We start from the raw sequence: 20,320 nt of genomic DNA, 5'->3' as shown, positions 1-20,320 counted from the left end.
TCACACAAGCGGAACCGAGGTGATCCTGAACCTCTCCCTCAGGGAGGGCTTCGGGATGACATGGACAATCGGGAAATCGCGCCCGCGTTGTCCGCGGTCATCATCTGTTACGAACCAAGGGGTGAGCGGCAGCTCTGCTTCCGGATATCGGGACTGAAGAGCCAGGTAGAGGCTCGCCAACTGCGCTCGCTCAGTCGTCGTGATCGCCTGGGCGAGCGCTCCGTTCTGATTGGTCCAACCTCGACGACCCGGCTCCACAATCGCAACTTGATACGCAGCCAACCTGCGGTATCTCTGGAGTAGCCATTGGAATTGATCTCGGCGCGCCTCCCAATACCTGCGGCTAGATCCGGCCGCGTTTCGCATTCCGACAAGTTCAGCAAGAGTGATCCGTCCCTGAGGCGGCTTGTTCGCCTCGGTCCGGACGGCTTCCAAGCGTGACAACGCGATCAGCCACCACGAACCGGCCCACCAGTTGGCGACCGCTAAGGCGATCGCGACAGCAAGCATGTACATGCCGCCGTTCCAGGTTGGCCCGCTCTTCTCCCACTGCCAGGGAACAACTGCCAGGACAGCCAGGACGGCGAAGAAGCACGCCACCCAAGTAGAGGGATCGGCCCAAGACATGCGATGCACTACCCCGCCAGGACGACGCGGCACAGCGCGGGACACTAGACCGTGAACAAAGCCGTTACCGTCAGAAGTGATCTCGTCGAAGACCCAGCCTGCCCGCGTGCCGGACGGAAGGGTGTCTAGGTACTGCTCAATGTGGCGTACCAGGAAGACCGAGACGAAGATGTGAGCCACAGTCAGCGCAGCCAGGGCCAACCAGCATCTGTTCACAGGCACCGTAACTGTCGATACCTGAACAGACTGTCCACTAGTGACGATCCGCGCAGCGATGACAGCGACAACCACCCCCGACCCAACAGTGAGGATGCGAGTCGCATTACGGGCACCTGCAACGATCCGCCGCTGCGCTGCACTTGGTTCCGCCACTCCACACCCTCCGCCAGACTCACCGTCAATCAACACAGGCTACGAGGCAGTTGGCCGCCTGAACCATGACGCCGGGTCAAACGGCTCTTCCATGCCGTCGTCGTCGACAATCACGATCTCGCTTTCGATCAGGCTGGTAAGCCTGTCACTGCCAGACCGGGGCAGCGCCTCGACCCCAGACTGCCGAAGTTCATGTTGAGGCGGGGCGGCTATCGGCACCACTCCCCCTCATTCGTCGCCTCCGCGCCAAGCCGTCGAGACTCTGAGAGGTCATCGGCAATTCCGGCCGGGTCTGTAAAGCGAGCGGTGTAACTGGGTTTGGTGTGGCTAGAGTTGGCCTGCGGTGAGGCGGCCGTCGAAGGCGAGGTCGAAGGCGTTCATGGCGCCCTTCCAGCGCATGGTCCAGCGTTTGCGGCCGGCGCCGGTCGGGTCGAGGCTCATGACGGCCATGTAGACGCACTTGAGGGCGGCCTGTTCGGTGGGGAAGTGCCCGCGGGAGCGGACGGCCTTGCGGATACGGGCGTTGACGCTCTCGATGCTGTTCGTTGTGCATACGATGCGGCGTATTTCTGCATCAAACTGCAGGAAAGGTGTGAACTCGGGCCAGCTGGACTCCCAGAGGCGGACGATCGCCGGGTACTTCTTGCCCCAGGTCTCGGCGAATTCCAGGAACCGTGTCGTGGCCGCGTCCTCGGTCGGCGCGGTGTAGACGGGCTTGAGCGCCTTGGCGATCTTGTCCCAGTCCTGCCTGGCCGCGTAGCGGAACGACGCCCGCAGCAGGTGAACCACGCATGTTTGCACCACAGTTCGGGGCCAGACCTCGCCGACCGCGTCGGGCAGCCCCTTCAACCCGTCACAGACCAGCATGAGGACGTCTTCGACGCCCCTGTTCTTGAGCTCGGAGAGCACTCGAAGCCAGTGTTTCGCGCCTTCGCCGCCGTCGCCGGCCCATAGGCCGAGGATGTCGCGGTGTCCCTCGGCGGTGACCGCCAGGGCCACATAGATCGGCCTGTTCGCTACTTGGCCATCGCGAATCTTGACGTTGATGGCGTCAATGAAGACGACTGGGTAGACGCGGTCGAGCGGCCGGTTCTGCCATTCCGCCATGCCGTCCATCACCTTGTCGGTGATGGTGCTGATGGTCGTCTTGGACACGTCCGCGCCGTAGACCTCGGCCAGGTGCGCGGAGATTTCGCCATGCGTGAGGCCCTTCGCGGACAGCGAGAGCACCATCTCGTCCACGCCGGTCAGCCGGCGCTGCCGCTTCCTGACGATGGCCGGCTCGAAGGAGCCCTCCCGGTCGCGGGGCACGTCGATCTCGACCGGCCCGATGTCCGTCAGCACCGTCTTGGAACGGGTGCCGTTACGGGAGTTGCCGCCGTCCTTGCCCGCCGGATCATGCTTGTCATAGCCGAGATGGTCGGTGATCTCGCCCTCCAGGGCGGACTCCAGAACCTTCTTGGTCAGCTGCTGCAGCAGCCCGCCCTCGCCAGTCAGCTGCAGCCCCTTGCTGCGGGCCTGCTCGACGAGCTGGTCGATCAGCCTCTGCTCGACCGTCGCGGCCACGGGCGACGGATCCGCCTGGTCATCGGCGTCCACGAACTCGGTCACGGTGTCAGTCACTTGACGTCTCTTCCATGATCATCAATTACACCGGTGAGCGTACAGACCCTCTCCCAGCTGCTCGCGTGGACCGCGTACGACGTCGGCAACCACCGACTCGCCCACCGATACCTAACCTCAACACTGCGCCTGTCCCAAGTCATCGACGACCGCATGTTCGGCGCCCGCATCCTCGGCAACCTCAGCCACCAGGCCAACTACCTAGGGAACCACGCCCAAGCCATCCAACTAGCCCGGGCCGCAGTCGAGGGCGCCAAGGGCCGAGCGACTCCCCGCGTCATGGCGCTGAGCTCAGCGATGGAAGCCCGCGCCCTGTCCAACGCAGGCGACCCCAACGCGGCAGGTCGCGCCATGAACGAGGCCGAACGCCACTTCGAGCGCGCCCACACCGCCGAAGACCCGGCCTGGATCAGCTACTTCGACTCCGCAGAACTGATGGGCGAACTCTGCCACTGCTTCCGCGATCTCAGGATGCGCCGAGACGCCGTCGCCCAGGCCCAGCGAGCGGTGGACAGCACCGACCCCAAGTACGCCCGAACCCTGGGCTTCTGCCGGATGGTGCTCGCCCAAAGCCAGCTACTCAACGGCGAGTTGGAAGCCGCCGTCACCACCGCGAGCCTCGCAGTCGACGGTGGCGACTCCCTCCAGTCCAACCGCTTCCAGCGCTACGTCACCGACTTCCAAAACGAAGTCAGCCTGCACGCCACGAACCCCACCGTGGCCGCCTTCAACGAGAAGGTGCGCGACGCGCTCAACCGCCTGGACGAGGACGACGAGTAGCCGCTACCAGGGCCGCCAGTCCCGCGGCCCGTCGTCATCGCGCAGACCAGCGATACGCCGGCGGTACTCGGCCGCCGTCGCTTCGTCCTCCTGCACGTTCTGCATCAGCCACGTCGTCATACCGAACTCTTGAATGCCCCGCAGCGTCTCGTACCCCTCCCAGTCGTGCAGGTCCCGTCCATAGGCGCCCACGAAGTCGGCGTACTGCTCGTCGGTCTGCCACCCAAGGCTGTAGTGCTCGACAGACGTGACCATGAGATCCCACTCAGGATGGTCGTAGCAGAAGGCTTCGAAGTCGATGAGGATGACGCGTCCCTGGTCGTCGACCATGAGGTTCTGCACATGAGCGTCCCCGTGCACCGGCCCCTTGGGCGTCTCGAACCTCAACTCGGCGTACTTGTCTTGCAGTTCCCGCCACCGCTTTCGCAGGAAGACCTTGTCATCGTCCGGGATCACGGCACGGTCGAGCCGTAGCTGTTGCTTGTCGAAGGGATCGAACGACGGGAGTACCAGGCCTTCCGGCACGGTCAGCGAGTGCAGATCTCGCAACACGCCGCCCAGTTCCCCATACGTTGCCTTGCGGTCGCCTTCGACGATCAGATGCCAGAAGGTCACCGGGTGGCCATCGATCAAGAACGGCTGCTCCAGATCCTCGATGATGCGAGCAGCCGAGAACCCTTCCCTCTCCAACCACCGCGACACAGCCACCTCGACGCGAGCCGTAGGCAACCACTCTTCTCCCCGAGCCACACGCACGATCACCGGCACGGAGGCCAGCCGAAACAGCGCGTTCTCCCCGAGGCGGATCAGCTCCGCGCCTCTGTCGTCGAGTCTCGCAGCTTGGCACGCGGCGACCATCACCCGCGTAGCCCTCGCCGACGTGAACCCCTCTTCCGTGCGAGCAGCGTCAACCGCCATGCCCGTACCAGCTCCCCTAGTCGCGCGCGATCAACCGGTGCACATCGACGGGTGACCAACCCGCGTGCACCGGACACGATCCCGACCGTATCGGGGAGTAACGGTCCAGTACGAGACCGGGCAACTACGAGGGAGCAGCGAGGTGACGAAGTAGAGGCTCCTCCACGGGAGTGGCCACGTGCGCACTCCACAACACAAAGTAGTCATTGTGATGCCATTCACAAGGCGCAGTCTCGAAAGTAACGTTACATGTGACGGGTTCGTGAATATTTCATATCAATCAGGCCAAGGAGGCGTCACATGAAGCAGCAATCATGTAGTGCACTGCAGCTCCACTCCGCCATACCGATCAATATCGAGGCCCCATGAGGACACCACACACTCTCGCGCTGGCGATCGCAGGACTCGTCAGCTTCGTTCTGTCGGCCACCACAACTCATCGACTACAACTTGATGAAGCTCTCTTGCTCAGCATCGTGATGGGAGCCCTGATCGGACTACAGACCACTTTGTGGATCATCGAAGCCCGCCATCTCGCCGAACGGTGCTTCTTGGCCACAATGTCTTTTATATATGCACTTGCATGTATTTGCGTTTTTGGGTTGGGATGGTCGTTCGTGCCAACCGCCCTCTCGGTGAGTGCCGCGACCACTCTGCTGATGCCGTTCTTCGCGATCCCGGCCAAGGGCGGGGCCATACCGCCGCCTGCAGTGGGAGGGAGCCAGCCTCACCCAGATGGCGAGGGAAGCAGCCATCCCGGATCCGGGCGGAGGTCGATTTTGGACGTGTCAGCTCGTGAAGTGGTCACCCACGTGAGGTCTCGGATGACGCGGTAAGCAAACCAACGTACCCGTCGCCATCGGCCGCCGCGGCCCCACCCACCTGGGGTCACGGTGGCCGTTTCACGTCCACTGACTGGCGCAGCCCTGAGGAGGACGACCACCACTCGGGTCTCTCTCTCCCCCCACTGAGGACCGCTCGGCAGCGGTCCGCCTACGAGTGGCTCGCATTCCGACGTGCCCGCCTCTCCTCCGTGGGGGATATCGCAAAGCTAGGAGGCCAGCGAGTACCCCTCGCGAACCGAGAGCAGCCACTCGGTCGACAGTCGCCGCATGTGGCCCTCTGCCGAGCTGTCAGCCCTCAGACCCTCCACTTCGGAGTGGCGGTTGAAGCGCCCCTAGAGAGCGGCAGGGGCGTCCTCGGCGTCTCCCCCACGATCGCCTGCGCACCGAGCGCCCTGAGGACGGCAGCCGCCTCTTCCTGCGGGTGGTGGACAGGCCCGTTGGAATCGCCAGCGGCGCGGATCAGGTGCAGCGAGGTTCCCCCGGGCTCGACAGCGAAAACCCCCGCTCGGGGCGGGGGTCGGTGTGGCGCGTGGGCACAAGTGCACTACGGGCATGGGATTTAGCAGTGCTGATCGTTTTTCCAGCGCTGTGATCTCCGTGCCGGCGTGGGGTAACCAGGACATCATCGAAGCTGAACGGTGACCCCGGGCAGATCCGCCTTGGTGACGTTGAATGACACGGTGGCCAGTTCGGTGTCATCCACGTCCAGATGCACGTAGTGCTCGCCCTCTTGATTCAGCAGGAGGCTGCGCAGGGGGACGGAGATGGGAAGTTGCGGTAGGGGTTGCTTGGACAGCGCCAGCTCGTCTTGCGCCTGCATATCGGGTGTCTCCCACCCCAGCTGCACCTTGCCGACCTCGGTGCCATCTTCGTGCCGCACCGTGACGGTGAGGCGGTGCTGGCCGCTGAGCTCGTTCAGTGCTTCTGCGCGAATCAATACAGCGAGATCGAGGTCTGCGGCGGCGGGCAACGAGAGAGACGTCTGCGTTACGCCTGCCCCGAGGATGTGCAGCAGCCCTTCTCTGACGGTTGCCCGGTCGCAAAGGGCTGCCATGTTGAGCTTCACGCTGTGTCGCCTGCTTCCATGGCTGTCGTCACGTCACGCACTGAGATGGAGTTGACAGGGTTCTGCGTATTCATGCCGGGCGCACCGGTGACCGCTGCACCGGACGTGGCCGCAGCGAAGGCAGCGGCTGTCGCCAGTATGGGGGTCACCATCTGCTTGATCTTGACGGGCACCCAGCTGGCGCCAGAGGAGGTCGCGCTGCGGTTGTCGGCGAGGGCGGCAGTGAAGGGGTGAGCTACTGGCTGCGGACGGTCTTCTGTCATTGCGTCCCAGTCGACGTCCAGATAGGCGAAGCCGTGTGCGATCTTCTTGACGACTGCCGGTGCGGCGACTTCATCCTCGGATTCGAAGGCCGTGACGACGTCGCCCGCCTGAATGAAGCCGTCGGCGTCCTCGATGTACGCAGGAACACGCCCCTCCTCGTCGCGAGAGTTCAGATCGATCTCGATGCGCACGCGGGGGCGGGTGGAGGTTTCCGTTACCTTGCCCATGAAGGGTTACTCCTGATGTCGGCCTTCAAAACGGCTTCCAACCTTTTAACGTCGCTGTCGCGCAGTTCGTTGCCCAGGATCACGTCATGATGATGCCGTGGAGGCTCTGAGCGTTCCACTCGGAACCCCTCTGCCTCAAGGTGTCGCCGGGTAGTCACAGCGACTTTCCTACCGTTGATCTTCACGGTCTGACAGATGTGTGTGATCAGATCCTCAACGGTTGTCTCCTCGTCCGGGCGCACGATGGCGTACGTGGAGATCCCATAGAACGGGGCCTTGCCCTCAAGGCGCAACCGCTCGTAGTCACGCTCTGCTTTTTCCTTGATCTTTTCCGCACTGTACGGGGCGAATCGCGCAATCATCAGATCCCCCACCAGAACATCTGTCACAAGACCAAACTACCGGACCCGTGGGGCGTCGTTGCCCGAGTCGACGACGCACCAACGGTAGCGGGGCGTAGTCGTTGATGGCATGCCTAGCACTCATGGCTGCGGATAAGGCTGGTCGCCGTGAGGGACGTAGGTGACGGTGATCAACCAAGCCCGTGCACGACGCTGTCTCGGCCCGCCGCCCCTCAGACCCACTCCACCTCGGAATGGACAGTCGCCAAGCCTCCAGGGGGCGGCAGGGGCGTTCTCGGCGTCTCCTGCACGATTGCCCGCCGCCCGCTCTGCGCACCGAGCATCCTCAGGACGGCAGCCACCTCTTCCTCGCCGCCGTCCCCCAGCACCTCAGCGATCCGCCCCAACGCGTCGCTCACGTCAGTGCGTGTGTCCGCCGGCCGGACCGTCCTTCTTGACCGTCAACGGCAGCAACTTCTTCCCACTGTCGCTCAGTTGTGGCCAAGTGTCCATCTGCGGACACACCCCGCAGTCGAAGCACGGCGTCCACCGGCAGTCCTCGACCTCCGTCTCGTCGAGGGCGTCCTGCCAGTCCTCCCAGAGCCAGTCCTTGTCGAGGCCGGAGTCGAGGTGGTCCCAGGGGAGGACCTCCTCGTAGGTCTTCTCGCGGGTCGTGTACCAGTCGACGTCCACGCCGAAGGCGGGCAGCGTCTTCTCGGCGCAGCGCATCCAGCGGTCGTAGGAGAAGTGCTCGCGCCAGCCGTCGAAGCGGCCGCCGTCCTCGTAGACCGCGCGGATGACCGCGCCGATACGGCGGTCGCCGCGCGAGAGCAGGCCCTCGACGATGCCGGGCTTGCCGTCGTGGTAGCGGAAGCCGATCGAGCGGCCGTACTTCTTGTCGCCGCGGATCTTGTCGCGGAGCTTCGTGAGGCGGGCGTCCGTCTCCTCCGCCGAGAGCTGCGGTGCCCACTGGAAGGGGGTGTGGGGCTTGGGGACGAAGCCGCCGATCGACACCGTGCAGCGGATGTCGTTCTGGCCGGAGACCTTGCGGCCCTCGGCGATCACCTTCATCGCCATGTCGGCGATCTGGAGGACGTCCTCGTCGGTCTCCGTCGGCAGGCCGCACATGAAGTACAGCTTCACCTGACGCCAGCCGTTGCCGTACGCCGTCGAGACCGTGCGGATGAGGTCTTCCTCGGACACCATCTTGTTGATGACCTTGCGGAGGCGCTCCGAGCCGCCCTCGGGGGCGAAGGTGAGGCCGGAGCGGCGGCCGTTGCGCGTCAGTTCGTTCGCCAGGTCGACGTTGAAGGCGTCCACGCGGGTCGACGGGAGGGACAGGCCGACCTTGTCCTCCGTGTAGCGGTCCGCCAGGCCCTTCGCGATCTCGCCGATCTCCGAGTGGTCCGCCGAGGAGAGGGACAGCAGGCCGACCTCCTCGAAGCCCGTCGCCTTGAGGCCCTTCTCGACCATCTCGCCGATGCCCGTGATGGAGCGTTCACGGACCGGGCGGGTGATCATGCCCGCCTGACAGAAGCGGCAGCCGCGCGTGCAGCCGCGGAAGATCTCGACCGACATGCGCTCGTGGACCGTCTCGGCGAGCGGGACCAGCGGCTGCTTGGGGTACGGCCACTCGTCGAGGTCCATGACCGTGTGCTTGCTCACCCGCCACGGGACACCGCTCTTGTTCGGTACGACCCGCGCGATGCGGTGGTCCGGCAGGTACTCGACGTCGTAGAAGGCCGGGATGTAGACCGAACCGGTCTTCGCCAGGCGGAAGAGGACCTCCTCGCGACCGCCGGGGCGGCCCTCCGCCTTCCAGCCGCGGATGATCTTCGTCATGTCCAGTACGGCCTGCTCGCCGTCGCCGATGATCACCGCGTCGATGAAGTCGGCGATCGGCTCGGGGTTGAAGGCCGCGTGGCCGCCGGCCAGCACGATCGGGTCGTCGAGCGTCCGGTCCTTCGACTCCAGGGGGATGCCCGCCAGGTCCAGGGCCGTCAGCATGTTCGTGTAGCCGAGTTCGGTGGAGAAGCTGAGGCCGAACACGTCGAACGCGCCCACCGGGCGGTGGCTGTCCACCGTGAACTGCGGGACCTTGTGCTCCCGCATCAGCGCCTCCAGGTCCGGCCACACGCTGTACGTGCGCTCGGCGAGGACGCCCTCCTGCTCGTTCAGGACCTCGTAGAGGATCATGACGCCCTGGTTCGGGAGGCCGACCTCGTACGCGTCCGGGTACATGAGGGCCCAGCGGACATCGCACGACTCCCACGGCTTGACCGTGGAGTTGAGCTCTCCGCCGACGTACTGGATCGGCTTCTGCACCTGCGGGAGCAGGGCTTCGAGCTGCGGAAAAACGGACTCTGCGGCCGCAGCGACTTCGGCAGGCATCTCGCGAACCTTCGTGAGCGGGACTGAACGGACGGGTGACCATCCAGCCTAACGCGATCGGGGGACTCCCCCGTACGCTCAGACGGCCGTCTCGGCCCCGATCTCCCTCCACATCTCCGGCAGCGCCGCCTCCACTGCCGCCGCCCGCTGCTCCTCGCGCCCGTACAGCACCCCGTACGTGAACGAGCTCTCCCCCGCCGCATGCGCCACCGCGGACAGCTCGCGCAGGGTCTCGCGGACCATGACGCTGTCCTGGTGCTCGCCGAGCAGGCTGGTCAGGGACTTCATGGACTTGGCGAGGGCACGGGCCGGAGTGCCGAGGGCCGGAGTGGCCGCCTCCGCCGCGTACCGGGTCCGCTTGGCCTTCTTGCGGGCCTCGTGCAGGGCGAGGTCACGGTCCGCGCCGGGCGGCGCCTCTATCGCCTCCTCCACGAGGGCGGAGACCTTTCCGAAGTCCTTGCGTACGGCCTTGGCGATCACCTTCTCCGGTGTGCCGCCGGCGTCCTTCAGGAGGGGCGGGTCGGCGGCCACGGCGTCGAGGGTGTCGAGGAGTGCGAGATAGCGCTTGGAGTCCAGGACGCCGATCAGCCGGCGGCGCGATCCGCCGTGCCGGGCCTTGGCCCAGGTGCGCAGGCGGGTGCGGACCGGGCCGGAGACCAGGGTGCGGGGCAGTTCGCCGAGGACTGTCGTGAGCCGCTCGGTCATGACTTCCCGATCGCGGTCCACGCCCAACTCGCCCGCCAGCCATCTCAGTTCCTCGCCGATCGGGCCGGTGACCCCGCGGTCGAGGACCTTGCCGTAGGAGCGGAAGGTGCTGCGCATCCGGCGGGTGGCGACGCGCATGCGGTGCACGGAGTCGTAGGCGTCCTGCCGTACGGCCGGGTCGAGTTCGAGGATCGCGTCGCGCTGGGCGCGGACGTACGCGAGGACGTGGTCGCCGGCGGTGACGGGAACCGCGGGCTCCTCGGGCAACGGCGGCGCCTTGCGCTTCTTCTTTCCCGACCCCGACGGGCGAGACGTCTCCTGCAGCGCCCGCGCCAGTTTGGAGGCCGAGGCGGACGGGCGGACGCCCGCCTTGCGCAACCGTTTCTCCACTGTGTCGAGGAAGTCCGGGTCGCCGTCGTCGGCGAGTTCGACCTCGATCTCGGTCCACTGGACGGTGCCGCCGCCCTCGGTGAGGCGTTCGGCGTGTACGGCGTCCACGCTGACCTCGGCGAGGAGCTTGCCCTCGGCGTCCACGAGGTGGCGTACGTCGCGGTCGGAGCGCAGCCGTACGACGGGGCGCAGTTCGGCCTCGCGCACGCGGGAGCGGGTCAGGGCGGCGAGGCTGCGCGGCACGGTGTCGGAGAGCGGTTCCCGGATCTCGTCGCGGACACCGGGCGCGACCGGCACCTTCAGGTGCCAGCCCGCGTCGGAGCCGCCGGTGCGGCGGCGCAGGGTCATCGAGGCCGCGGCGAGGCGCTCGTCGGCCGTGTCGTAGTAGACGGCGTCCAGTTGCGCGACGCCCTTGTCGATGACGGCCTTGACCCCGGCGACGCCGGTCAGGTCGGGCAGACCGCTCTCGTCGGACTCGTACTTACGCTCGATTTCGCGCTTTGTGTCCGCCATGACCTGAATCTAGTTCCTGACGAGCCAGGATGGCAGAGGGCGTCCGGAATGAACATCGAGGAAACTCGGGCGAATGGACAGGTAACGGCTAGGCGGACATGGGCCTCTGCACCCGGATCGACTGCAGCAGCCCCACCGCCACCCACACCGCGAACATCGACGTGCCTCCGTACGACACGAAGGGCAGTGGCAGGCCGGTGACCGGCATGATGCCGAGGGTCATGCCGACGTTCTCGAAGGCCTGGAAGGCGAACCAGGCGACGATTCCGGCGGCGACGATCGTGCCGTAGAGCTCGGTCGAGTCGCGGGCGATGCGGCAGGCGCGCCAGAGGACGATGCCGAGGAGGATGAGGATCAGGCCCGCGCCGACGAAGCCCAACTCCTCGCCCGCGACGGTGAACACGAAGTCTGTTTGTTGTTCGGGGACGAACTGGCCCGTCGTCTGGGAGCCGTGGAAGAGGCCCTCGCCGGTGAGGCCGCCGGAGCCGATCGCGATGCGGGCCTGATTGGTGTTGTAGCCGACGCCGGCCGGGTCGAGGCTCGGGTTGGCGAAGGCGGCGAAGCGGGCGATCTGGTACTCGTCCAGGAAGTGCAGCTGCCACACCGCGATCGCGCCCAGGGTGCCCGCGCCGAGCAGGCCGAAGATCCAGCGGTTGGAGGCGCCGGAGGCCAGCAGCACGCCGAGCACGATGATGACCATGACCATGACCGACCCGAGGTCGGGCATCAGCATGACGATCATCATCGGGACCGAGGCGAGGCCGAGGGCCTGGAGGACCGTGCGGTGGTCGGGGTAGGGCTTGTCGCCCGCGTCGACCCGGGCGGCGAGGATCATCGCCATGCCCAGGATGATCGTGATCTTCACGAACTCCGAGGGCTGGAGCGAGAAGCCGCCGCCGAGCACGATCCAGGAGTGCGCGCCGTTGACCGTGGAGCCCAGCGGGGTGAGCACCAGCAGGATGCCGAACACCGAGGCGCCGTACAGGAAGGGGACGATGACGCGCAGGGTGCGGTGGCCGATCCAGACGACGGCGATCATCAGGGCGATGCCGATGCCGGTGTTCATGAGGTGCCGGATCAGGAAGTAGTACTGGTCGCCCTGGTTGATCTCGGTGCGGTTGCGGGTCGCCGAGAAGACCAGCAGCGAGCCGATCAGGGACAGGCCGATCGCCGACAGCAGTATCGGCCAGTCCAGCCGGCGGGCCAGCGAGTCACGGGCGAAGACCCGCGTCCAGCCGGCCCGGTCGGGCCCGTATCCGGAGACGGAGAAGCTGTTGCCGGTCATGTGAGCATCCTCCGGTTTCCCCTTCTGCGCGGACGCCTACGGGTGTTGCTGTTGGTGGTGGACGGTGAGGGCGAGGTGGCCGGTTGCTGGCCGTTGTCCGCGGCGGTGACGCCTTGCTCGGTCGCCTTCTCCTGCTGCTTCTCCAGCTCCTTGGCCGGGTCGGCGGTGATCTTCGGGGAGGCGATCGTGCCGTCCGCGCGGACCTTCGGGAGGCTCGTCTGCGGCGTGGGCAGCAGCGCCTTCTTCTTGTCGATGGAGCCGTCGGCCTGGACGCCGTACATCGCGTTGTAGATGTTGCGCACGGCCTCACCGGAGGCGCCGGAACCCGTACCGGCCTGCGCGATCGTCATGACGACCGTGTAGTCCTTGGTGTACGTGGCGAACCAGGAGGTGGTCTGCTTGCCGTAGACCTCCGCCGTACCCGTCTTGGCGTGCAGCGTGATCTTGTCCTGCGGCCAGCCCTGGAACTTCCAGGCCGCGGTACCGCTGGTGACCACGCCCGCGAGGGCCTTGTCGATGCCCTTGTGCGTGGCCGCGCTGATCGGCAGCTTCGCCTTCACCTGCGGCTTGATCTCCTGGACCGTCTTGCCGTCGGCGCTGACGATCGCCTTGCCGATGGTCGGGACGTACTCGGTTCCGCCGTTGGCGAGGGCGCCGTAGATCATGGCCTCCTGGATCGGCGTGACGAGGGTGTCGCCCTGGCCGATGGAGTAGTTGATCGAGTCGCCCTCACGCATCTTGTTGCCTTCGAGGCAGTTCTCGTAGGCGATCTTCTCGACGTACGTGCCGTCCTTCTTGCCGGTCTTGCACCAGTAGGCCTTGTTGGCCTCGTAGGTCTGCTGCTTCCACTTGCGGTCCGGGACGCGGCCTGTGACCTCGTTCGGGAGGTCGACGCCCGTCGTCTTGCCGAGGCCGAACTGGTGGGCCGCCTTGTAGAAGTAGTCCTTCGGCTCACCCTTCTTCGGGTTGATGCCGCCGTCCTTCTTCCACTGGGCGTCCGCGAGACCGTAGAAGACCGTGTCGCAGGAGACTTCGAGCGCGCGGCCCAGCGAGATGGGGCCGAAGTTCTCGCCCTCGAAGTTCTTGAAGACCTGGCCGCCCACCGAGTACGAACTCGTGCAGGGGTAGCCGCCGTCCCACGTGTAGCCGGCCTCGACCGCGGCGGCCGTGGAGACCACCTTGAACGTCGAACCGGGCGCCGACTGACCCTGTATGGCCCTGTTGAGGAGCGGGTAGTCGGAGTTCTTGCCGGTGAGCTGCTTGTAGTCCTTGGCGGAGATGCCGCCGACCCAGACGTTCGGATCGTACGTCGGCGCGGACGCCATGGCGACGATCCGGCCGGTCTTGGCCTCCATCACGACCACGGCACCGGAGTCGGCCTTGTAGTTCTCGCCGGTGATCTTGTCGAACTGCTCGCGGGCGGTCTTCATCGCCTTGTCGAGCTGGTACTCGGCGACGCGCTGCACTCGGGCGTCGATGCTGGTGACGAGGTTCGAACCGGGCTGCGCCGCATCGGACTTGGCCTTGCCGATGACGCGGCCGAGGTTGTCCACCTCGTAGCGGGTGACGCCGGCCTTGCCGCGCAACTCCTTGTCGTACTCGCGCTCCAGGCCCGAGCGGCCGACCTGGTCGGAGCGCAGATACGGCGAGTCGGAGTCCTTGGCCTGGGTGATCTCGCTGTCGGTGACCGGCGAGAGATAGCCCAGCACCTGGGCCGCGTTGGCGTCACCGGGGGCCGCGTAACGGCGGACGGCCTCGGGCTCGGCGGTGACGCCGGGGAAGTCCTCGGCGCGCTCACGGATCTGCAGGGCCTGCTTGGCGGTGGCCTTGTCGGTGATCGGGATGGGCTGGTAGGGCGAGCCGTTCCAGCAGGGCTGCGGGGTCTTCGCGTCGCACAGCCGGACCTTCTGGATGACGTCCTCGGGCTTCAGACCCAGCACGCCGGCCAGCTTGGTGAGGACGGCCTTGCCGTCGTCCGCCTGCTTCAACAGGTCGGTACGGGAGGCGGAGACCACGAGCCGGGTCTCGTTGTCGGCGAGGGGCACACCGCGCGCGTCCAGTATCGAACCGCGCACCGCGGGCTCGACGACCTGCTGGACGTGGTTGCCGGACGCTTCCTTCTGGTACGCGGCGCCCTCACGGATCTGCAGGTACCAGAGGCGCCCGCCGAGGGTGCCGAGGAGGGAGAGGACGAGGATCTGGATGACGACGAGCCTGATCTGAACCCGTGGAGTCCGACCGGTCTCCGGGATGTTGGTCACTTGTGCTGCCTCCCCCTCTCGATGTGTGTATGAGTCATATACGACCTACCTGTGCGGCGGTACGCCAACTCCCCTGCCCTCACAGCCGCTTGACCCCCTTGATGCGCCCGGCACGGGCCACGCGCGCGCGTGCGGTCTTCATCCGCAGGCCGCCGCGCTGGCCGCCGATCTTCAGGCCGGTGCCGGAGGAGAGCCAACCCGAGGAGATGTCGGCCGACTTGGCGGCGTTGGTCTCGGCGAGCGGGTCGTTGTCGGCGCGCCGGGCCAGCGCCATGACGCCCGGGACGACGAACGGGGCGAGCAGCAGGTCGTACAGGGAGGCCGTGAACAGCAGGCTGCCCAGGCCCACATGGCGGGCGGCGGTGTCGCCGACGAGGGCGCCGACACCGGCGTAGAGGAGGGTGGCGCCGATCGCGGCGGCGACCACGACGGCCATCGGGCCGGTGGCCGACTTGAGGCGGCCGTTCTCCGGCTTCGCGAGGCCCGCGAGGTAGCCGATGACGCAGAGCACGAGGGCGTAGCGGCCGGCCGCGTGGTCGGCGGGCGGGGCCAGGTCGGCGAGGAGACCCGCGCCGAAGCCGATGAGGGCGCCCGTGACATGGCCGTAGACCATGGCCAGGCCGAGGACCGTGAGGAGCAGCAGGTCGGGGACGGCGCCCGGGAGGTGGAGGCGGGCGAGGACGCTCACCTGGATCACGAGGGCGACGACGACCAGCGGCACGGAGAGCAGGATCCGGTTGACACGCATGGGGCTGAGCTCCTACTGCTGTTACTGGCCGGTGGCCGAAGCGCTCGCGGACGGGGTGACCGTGACGGTCACCGTAGGGATCGGGGTCGGCTTGGGCTTCGCGGGCAGGACCGTGTCGCGCGGGTCCTTCTTCGGGGCTTCCACGACCACGCCGACGATGTCGAGCTTGGTGAAGTTGACGTACGGCGTGACGTACAGCGTGCGGGTCAGGCCGCCGCCGGAGGGGTCGACGCGCGAGACGACACCGACCGGGACGCCGGGCACGAACGGCTTGTCGCCCTGCGAGCCGAAGGTGACAAGACGGTCGCCCTTCTGCACCTCAGCCTTGCCGTTGAGGAGTTCGACGCGCAGCGGGCCGTCGCCCTCACCGGAGGCGAAGCCGAGTTCGTCGCTGCCCTCCATGCGGGTGCCGACGGTGAAGTCGGGGTCGTTGGCGAGGAGCACGGTGGAGGCGTCGGGTCCGACGGTGGTCACCCGGCCCACGAGGCCGTTGCCGTTCAGGACGGTCATGTCGCGCTTGATGCCGTCGTTGGCGCCGACGTCGATGGTGATCGTCCACGAGAAGCTCTGGGCGGCTCCTATCGCGATGACCTGGGCGCCCTTGATCCCGTACTGGCCCTCGCCGGCCACCTTCAGCATCTTGTCCAGCTGGTTCAGGCGGCTGCGGTTGCGGTCGTCGCTGCCGAGCTTCGCCTTGAGAGCCGCGTTGTCCTTCTCCAGGACGGCGAGCCGGTCGTGCCGCTCACCGGAGTCGCGGACCGCGGAGACCGCGTCACCGACCGGGTTGACGGCGGACGACACACCGTTCTCGATCGGACCGAACACGGTGGCCGCGGCCCGGCGGGCACCCTCGACCGGCGAGTCCTGCCCTCCCCGGATGTCCACCGTGATCAGCGCGAACGCGACGGCGATCAGCAGCACCAGGAGCAGCCGGCTCTCTCGTGTGTCCCTCACGTGCGGCGGCCGTGCCTTCCTCATAGAAATGTGCAGAGGTTCGGGTATGCAGGTGTTGTACGTGCACGTGTTGTACGCGCAGACGGATACGGAGGCTTATGTCGGAGCCTATGCCTCCGTATCAACGATCCGCCGCACGAGAGGAGATCATCCCGTACGGCGGAATCGAAGCGTTACGTCATCTGCGCGGCTGGGCGTCCAGAACCTGCTGGAGTGCCTCGAACTCCTCGACGCACTTGCCGGAGCCGAGCGCCACGCTGTCCAGCGGGTCCTCGGCGATGTGGATCGGCATACCGGTCTCCCGGCGCAGCCGCTCGTCGAGACCCTTCAGCAGGGCTCCGCCGCCGGTCAGAACGATTCCGCGGTCCATGATGTCGCCGGACAGCTCCGGCGGGCACTTGTCGAGGGTCGTCTTCACGGCGTCGATGATCGCGTTGACCGGCTCTTCGATGGCCTTGCGGACTTCGGCCGCGGAGATGACGACGGTCTTGGGCAGGCCGGAGACGAGGTCCCGGCCGCGGATTTCGGTGTGTTCGTCAGTGTCGAGGTCGTACGCCGAACCGACCGTGATCTTGATCTGTTCGGCCGTCCGCTCACCGAGAAGGAGTGAGTACTCCTTCTTGATGTGCTGGATGATCGCGTTGTCCAACTCGTCGCCCGCGACGCGGATGGACTGGGCGGTGACGATGCCACCGAGCGAGATGACCGCGACCTCCGTGGTGCCGCCGCCGATGTCCACCACCATGTTGCCCGTGGCCTCGTGGACCGGCAGGCCGGAACCGATGGCCGCGGCCATGGGCTCCTCGATGATGTGCACCTGGCGGGCGCCGGCCTGGGACGACGCCTCGATGACGGCACGGCGCTCGACGCCCGTGATGCCCGAGGGCACACAGACGACGACACGGGGGCGGGCCAGATAGCGCCGCTTGTGGATCTTCAGGATGAAGTAGCGGAGCATGCGCTCGGTGATCTCGAAGTCGGCGATGACACCGTCCCTCAGCGGACGCACGGCAACGATGTTGCCGGGCGTGCGCCCGATCATCTTCTTCGCCTCCGCGCCGACCGCGAGAATTCCACCGGTGTTGGTGTTGATCGCGACGACGGACGGCTCGTTGAGTACGATCCCGCGACCCCTGACGTACACCAGCGTGTTGGCGGTCCCGAGGTCGACAGCCATGTCACGGCCGATGAACGACATTGAGTTCCCCATCAGGATTCGTCTGGCCTTCCTGGGAGCTTTTGAGGGCTTTTCAGGTCGGCGAAGTGGGTGCAGTGACGTGAAGGCTTCCATCGTAGACGCGCCATCACGAACACTGCGCGAGGGTCTTCGCCATTGTCAGCATGTGAGGCACCGCCTCGCTTGTGGAGACGGCCCAACGGGGGCACTCGTTCCCCCGATCGGCACGCATATGCCAAGAGACGGCCGGAAAATCGCGGCCGTCCCTGGTCAGGCATGTGGGTTACTGATGGAGATTCAGGCCCGCCCGGGGAAGAAGATCTTCACCTCACGTTGGGCGGACTCCTCCGAGTCCGAGGCGTGGATCAGGTTCTCCCGCACGATGACCCCGAAGTCCCCGCGAATCGAGCCCGGCGCGGCGGCGATCGGGTCGGTCGGACCGGCCAACTGGCGTACGCCCTCGATGACCCGGTCGCCCTCGACGATCAGGGCGACGACAGGGCCGGAGGCCATGAACTCCACCAGCGGCTCGTAGAAGACCTTGCCCTTGTGCTCGCCGTAGTGCTGCTCCAGGGTGTCCTGGTCCAGGGTGCGCAGCTCCAGCGCGGTGATCTGCCAGCCGGCCTTGCGCTCGATCCGGCTGATGATCTCGCCGGTCAGACCACGACGTACGGCGTCGGGCTTGAGCAGGACGAGGGTGCGCTGGGTCACGACGGGACTCCTTCGGATCATGATGTGCGGGTCGACTCACGGTCGTGTCACAGTCGTCTCACGACAAACCCGAGGCTACAGGGCGTGTCCATGCGTCCATTACGCAGCGTCAGGTGTAGTGGAGGCGGCCTGCGCCGCTTGCGCCGCGAACCTCGCCTTCGCCTCGTCGATCTTCCGGCCGTAGTGGACGGAGGCCCACCACAGGGCCGCGAAGATCGCCCCGAGGAAGAACATGGACGGCACGACGAAGCCCGCCGCGATCAGCGCGATCTGCAGCGCCCAGCCCAGCGCGATGCCGCCCGGCCGGGTCACCACGCCGCACAGCGCGACGGACAGGAACATCGCGATGCCGCTGACCGTCCACACGGTGGAGGTGGCCAGGTCGGGTTCCTTCATGGCCACCAGCCCGGCGAAGCCGATCACGAAGAACTCGCCGATCAAGGTCGAGGAACAGAGCACACGCACGGAAGTCAGCCCCTCCCCAGGAGCAGTCGGGCCTCACCCACGGTGATGACGGAACCGGTCACGAGCACCCCGCCGCCCGCGAACTCGCCGTCCTCCTCGGCCAGCGTGATCGCGGCCTCCAGGGCGTCGGGCAGCCGCGGCTCGACCTGCACGCGCTCGTCGCCGAACACCTCGACGGCGATCGCGGCCAGCTCGTCCACGTCCATCGCGCGATGACTGGAGTTCTGCGTGACGACGACCTCGGCGAACATCGGCTCGAAGGCTTCGAGCAGCCCGCGCACGTTCTTGTCGCCGCTCGCGCCCACGACGCCGATCAGCCGACTGAAGTCGAAGGCCTCGGCGACGGCTTCGGCGGTTGCACGGGCGCCCGCGGGGTTGTGCGCAGCGTCCAGCACGACGGTCGGCGACCGCCGCACGACCTCCAGCCGCCCCGGCGAGGTGACGGACGCGAAGGCCTTCCGCACGGTGTCGATCGCGAGCGGATCGGGCCGCTGCGCACCCACCCCGAAGAAGGCTTCTACGGCGGCGAGCGCGACGGCTGCGTTGTGCGCCTGGTACGGCCCGTGCAGCGGGAGGTAGATCTCCTCGTACTCGCCACCGAGGCCGCGCAGATTGATGAGCTGCCCGCCGACGGCGACGTGCCGCGACACGACCCCGAATTCGAGCCCCTCACGGGCCACGGTCGCGTCGACCTCGACAGCCTTCTTCAGCAGCACCTGCGCCGCGTCCACCGGCTGCTGCGCCAGGATCACGGTCGCGTCCTGCTTGATGATCCCGGCCTTCTCGGTGGCGATCTCGCCGGTCGTCTCGCCGAGGCGGTCGGTGTGGTCGAGGTCGATGGGGGTGACTACGGCGACATCGGCGTCGATGACGTTGGTGGCGTCCCAGGACCCGCCCATCCCGACCTCGACCACGGCCACGTCGACAGGCGCGTCCGCGAAGGCCGCGTACGCCATGCCGGTCAGCACCTCGAAGAAGGACAGCCGGAACTCCTGCTGCGCGTCGACCATCTCGACGTACGGCTTGATGTCCTCGTACGTCTCGATGAACCGCTCGGCGGAGATCGGGGCGCCGTCGAGGCTGATGCGCTCGGTGATCGACTGGACGTGCGGGGAGGTGTAGCGGCCGGTGCGCAGTTCGAAGGCGCCGAGCAGCGCCTCGATCATGCGGGCCGTGGACGTCTTGCCGTTCGTCCCCGTGATGTGGATCGAGGGGTACGACCGCTGCGGGTCGCCCAGGACGTCCATCAGCGCGGCGATACGGCTGACCGACGGCTCCAGCTTGGTCTCGCCCCAGCGGGTGGCGAGGTCCGCCTCCACGTCGCGGAGGGCCTTGTCCACCTCGGGGTCTTCCGGGCGGCCGGGTACGTCTGCCTGGGGGGCGCCGGTGCCCTGGGTGCGGAGGGTGCGGCTGCCGGCCTCGATGACCGCGAGGTCGGGGTCGCGGTCGGTCTCGGCGTCGATGATCTCGTCGAAGGGGTCGCTGTCGGTCACGCCAGTCAGTCTACGGAGGTTGGGTTGTCTTTCGTCCGCGGGCCCGGTGGGGGCTGGTCGCGCAGTTCCCCGCGCCCCTTAGGTACGGGAGGGCGCCCGGTGCTGAAAGGTCCCGGCGCCCGATGGCAGGCGAAGGGCCCCGGTGCTGAATACGCACCGGGGCC

16 protein-coding genes and 1 pseudogene are annotated in these 20,320 nt (G+C 66.8%); 1 reads left to right on the top strand and 16 read right to left on the bottom strand.

Translation table 11 applies throughout. From position 1 onward, the window contains the following. Together AB0I69_RS21520 and AB0I69_RS21515 are read right to left on the bottom strand one after the other, a co-directional pair. Positions 1-828 carry a hypothetical protein gene (locus AB0I69_RS21520; RefSeq protein WP_363097237.1) on the bottom strand — a complete coding sequence of 276 codons (828 nt, stop codon included), beginning with the start codon at positions 826-828 and terminating at the stop codon, positions 1-3. Between the two features lie 498 nt (positions 829-1,326). Continuing rightward, positions 1,327-2,565, bottom strand: coding sequence for an IS256 family transposase (locus tag AB0I69_RS21515; RefSeq protein ID WP_363097504.1), 1,239 nt, complete (start codon positions 2,563-2,565; stop codon positions 1,327-1,329). A gap of 105 nt (positions 2,566-2,670) precedes the next feature. Here AB0I69_RS21515 and AB0I69_RS21510 point away from each other — a divergent pair. Next, a pseudogene (locus AB0I69_RS21510) lies at positions 2,671-3,402 on the top strand (sporulation protein); the annotation flags it as partial. Between the two features lie 3 nt (positions 3,403-3,405). Here AB0I69_RS21510 and AB0I69_RS21505 read toward each other — a convergent pair. The 14 genes from AB0I69_RS21505 to AB0I69_RS21440 all read right to left on the bottom strand — a co-directional run bounded on the left by AB0I69_RS21505 (position 3,406) and on the right by AB0I69_RS21440 (position 20,156). Next, on the bottom strand, positions 3,406-4,320 hold the full coding sequence (locus tag AB0I69_RS21505; protein WP_363097236.1) for an aminoglycoside phosphotransferase family protein: 915 nt from the start codon (positions 4,318-4,320) through the stop codon (positions 3,406-3,408). Positions 4,321-5,787: 1,467 nt separating this feature from the next. Beyond that, complete coding sequence (locus tag AB0I69_RS21500) at positions 5,788-6,231, bottom strand: hypothetical protein (protein ID WP_363097235.1); 444 nt, start codon at positions 6,229-6,231, stop codon at positions 5,788-5,790. Next, a complete protein-coding gene (locus AB0I69_RS21495) occupies positions 6,228-6,722 on the bottom strand; it encodes a hypothetical protein (protein ID WP_363097234.1) in 495 nt (164 codons plus the stop codon). Before AB0I69_RS21495 ends, AB0I69_RS21500 begins: the two co-directional genes overlap by 4 nt. Next, complete coding sequence (locus tag AB0I69_RS21490) at positions 6,710-7,111, bottom strand: hypothetical protein (protein WP_363097233.1); 402 nt, start codon at positions 7,109-7,111, stop codon at positions 6,710-6,712. The genes AB0I69_RS21495 and AB0I69_RS21490 overlap by 13 nt, the downstream gene beginning before the upstream one ends. A gap of 372 nt (positions 7,112-7,483) precedes the next feature. Next, a complete protein-coding gene (locus AB0I69_RS21485; protein ID WP_363097232.1) occupies positions 7,484-9,454 on the bottom strand; it encodes a TIGR03960 family B12-binding radical SAM protein in 1,971 nt (656 codons plus the stop codon). Positions 9,455-9,532: 78 nt separating this feature from the next. Next, the gene (locus AB0I69_RS21480; RefSeq protein ID WP_363097231.1) at positions 9,533-11,062 is read right to left on the bottom strand and encodes a CYTH and CHAD domain-containing protein; all 1,530 of its coding nucleotides are present in this window, start codon (positions 11,060-11,062) and stop codon (positions 9,533-9,535) included. 88 nt (positions 11,063-11,150) lie between these two features. Further along, positions 11,151-12,347 carry a rod shape-determining protein RodA gene (rodA, locus tag AB0I69_RS21475; protein ID WP_363097230.1) on the bottom strand — a complete coding sequence of 399 codons (1,197 nt, stop codon included), beginning with the start codon at positions 12,345-12,347 and terminating at the stop codon, positions 11,151-11,153. Beyond that, positions 12,344-14,608 carry a penicillin-binding protein 2 gene (gene mrdA, locus AB0I69_RS21470; protein WP_363097229.1) on the bottom strand — a complete coding sequence of 755 codons (2,265 nt, stop codon included), beginning with the start codon at positions 14,606-14,608 and terminating at the stop codon, positions 12,344-12,346. Before mrdA ends, rodA begins: the two co-directional genes overlap by 4 nt. A 79-nt stretch (positions 14,609-14,687) precedes the next feature. After that, positions 14,688-15,356 (bottom strand): rod shape-determining protein MreD, encoded by a 669-nt coding sequence (gene mreD / locus AB0I69_RS21465; protein ID WP_363097228.1) that lies wholly within the window; start codon positions 15,354-15,356, stop codon positions 14,688-14,690. Between the two features lie 21 nt (positions 15,357-15,377). Further along, positions 15,378-16,310: a rod shape-determining protein MreC gene (gene mreC / locus AB0I69_RS21460; protein ID WP_363097227.1), complete on the bottom strand. Its 933-nt coding sequence runs from the start codon at positions 16,308-16,310 to the stop codon at positions 15,378-15,380. 178 nt (positions 16,311-16,488) lie between these two features. Beyond that, positions 16,489-17,508, bottom strand: coding sequence for a rod shape-determining protein (locus AB0I69_RS21455; protein ID WP_363097226.1), 1,020 nt, complete (start codon positions 17,506-17,508; stop codon positions 16,489-16,491). Positions 17,509-17,784: 276 nt separating this feature from the next. Continuing rightward, complete coding sequence (ndk, locus tag AB0I69_RS21450) at positions 17,785-18,198, bottom strand: nucleoside-diphosphate kinase (RefSeq protein WP_363097225.1); 414 nt, start codon at positions 18,196-18,198, stop codon at positions 17,785-17,787. Positions 18,199-18,297: 99 nt separating this feature from the next. Continuing rightward, positions 18,298-18,663 carry a DUF4233 domain-containing protein gene (locus tag AB0I69_RS21445; protein WP_363097224.1) on the bottom strand — a complete coding sequence of 122 codons (366 nt, stop codon included), beginning with the start codon at positions 18,661-18,663 and terminating at the stop codon, positions 18,298-18,300. A 5-nt stretch (positions 18,664-18,668) separates the two neighbouring features. Next, the gene (locus AB0I69_RS21440) at positions 18,669-20,156 is read right to left on the bottom strand and encodes a folylpolyglutamate synthase/dihydrofolate synthase family protein (RefSeq protein ID WP_363097223.1); all 1,488 of its coding nucleotides are present in this window, start codon (positions 20,154-20,156) and stop codon (positions 18,669-18,671) included. Positions 20,157-20,320: the final 164 nt, after the last annotated feature.

Origin of the sequence: Streptomyces sp. NPDC050508 (genome assembly GCF_040655155.1) — a bacterium.
In the GTDB taxonomy this organism is placed as follows: Bacteria; Actinomycetota; Actinomycetes; order Streptomycetales; family Streptomycetaceae; genus Streptomyces.
The sequence above is the reverse complement of the archived record's forward strand: the minus strand, read 5'-3'. Positions and strand labels throughout refer to the sequence as shown.

Bases quoted from the DNA above. Each gene is read 5' to 3' on its own strand.
- AB0I69_RS21495 (WP_363097234.1), bottom strand. From the start codon at position 6,722: ATGGGCAAGGTAACGGAAACCTCCACCCGCCCCCGCGTGCGCATCGAG.
- rodA (WP_363097230.1), bottom strand. From the start codon at position 12,347: ATGACCGGCAACAGCTTCTCCGTCTCCGGATACGGGCCCGACCGGGCC.
- mreD (WP_363097228.1), bottom strand. From the start codon at position 15,356: ATGCGTGTCAACCGGATCCTGCTCTCCGTGCCGCTGGTCGTCGTCGCC.
- AB0I69_RS21480 (WP_363097231.1), bottom strand. From the start codon at position 11,062: ATGGCGGACACAAAGCGCGAAATCGAGCGTAAGTACGAGTCCGACGAG.
- AB0I69_RS21505 (WP_363097236.1), bottom strand. From the start codon at position 4,320: ATGGCGGTTGACGCTGCTCGCACGGAAGAGGGGTTCACGTCGGCGAGG.
- AB0I69_RS21455 (WP_363097226.1), bottom strand. From the start codon at position 17,508: ATGTCGTTCATCGGCCGTGACATGGCTGTCGACCTCGGGACCGCCAAC.
- AB0I69_RS21485 (WP_363097232.1), bottom strand. From the start codon at position 9,454: ATGCCTGCCGAAGTCGCTGCGGCCGCAGAGTCCGTTTTTCCGCAGCTC.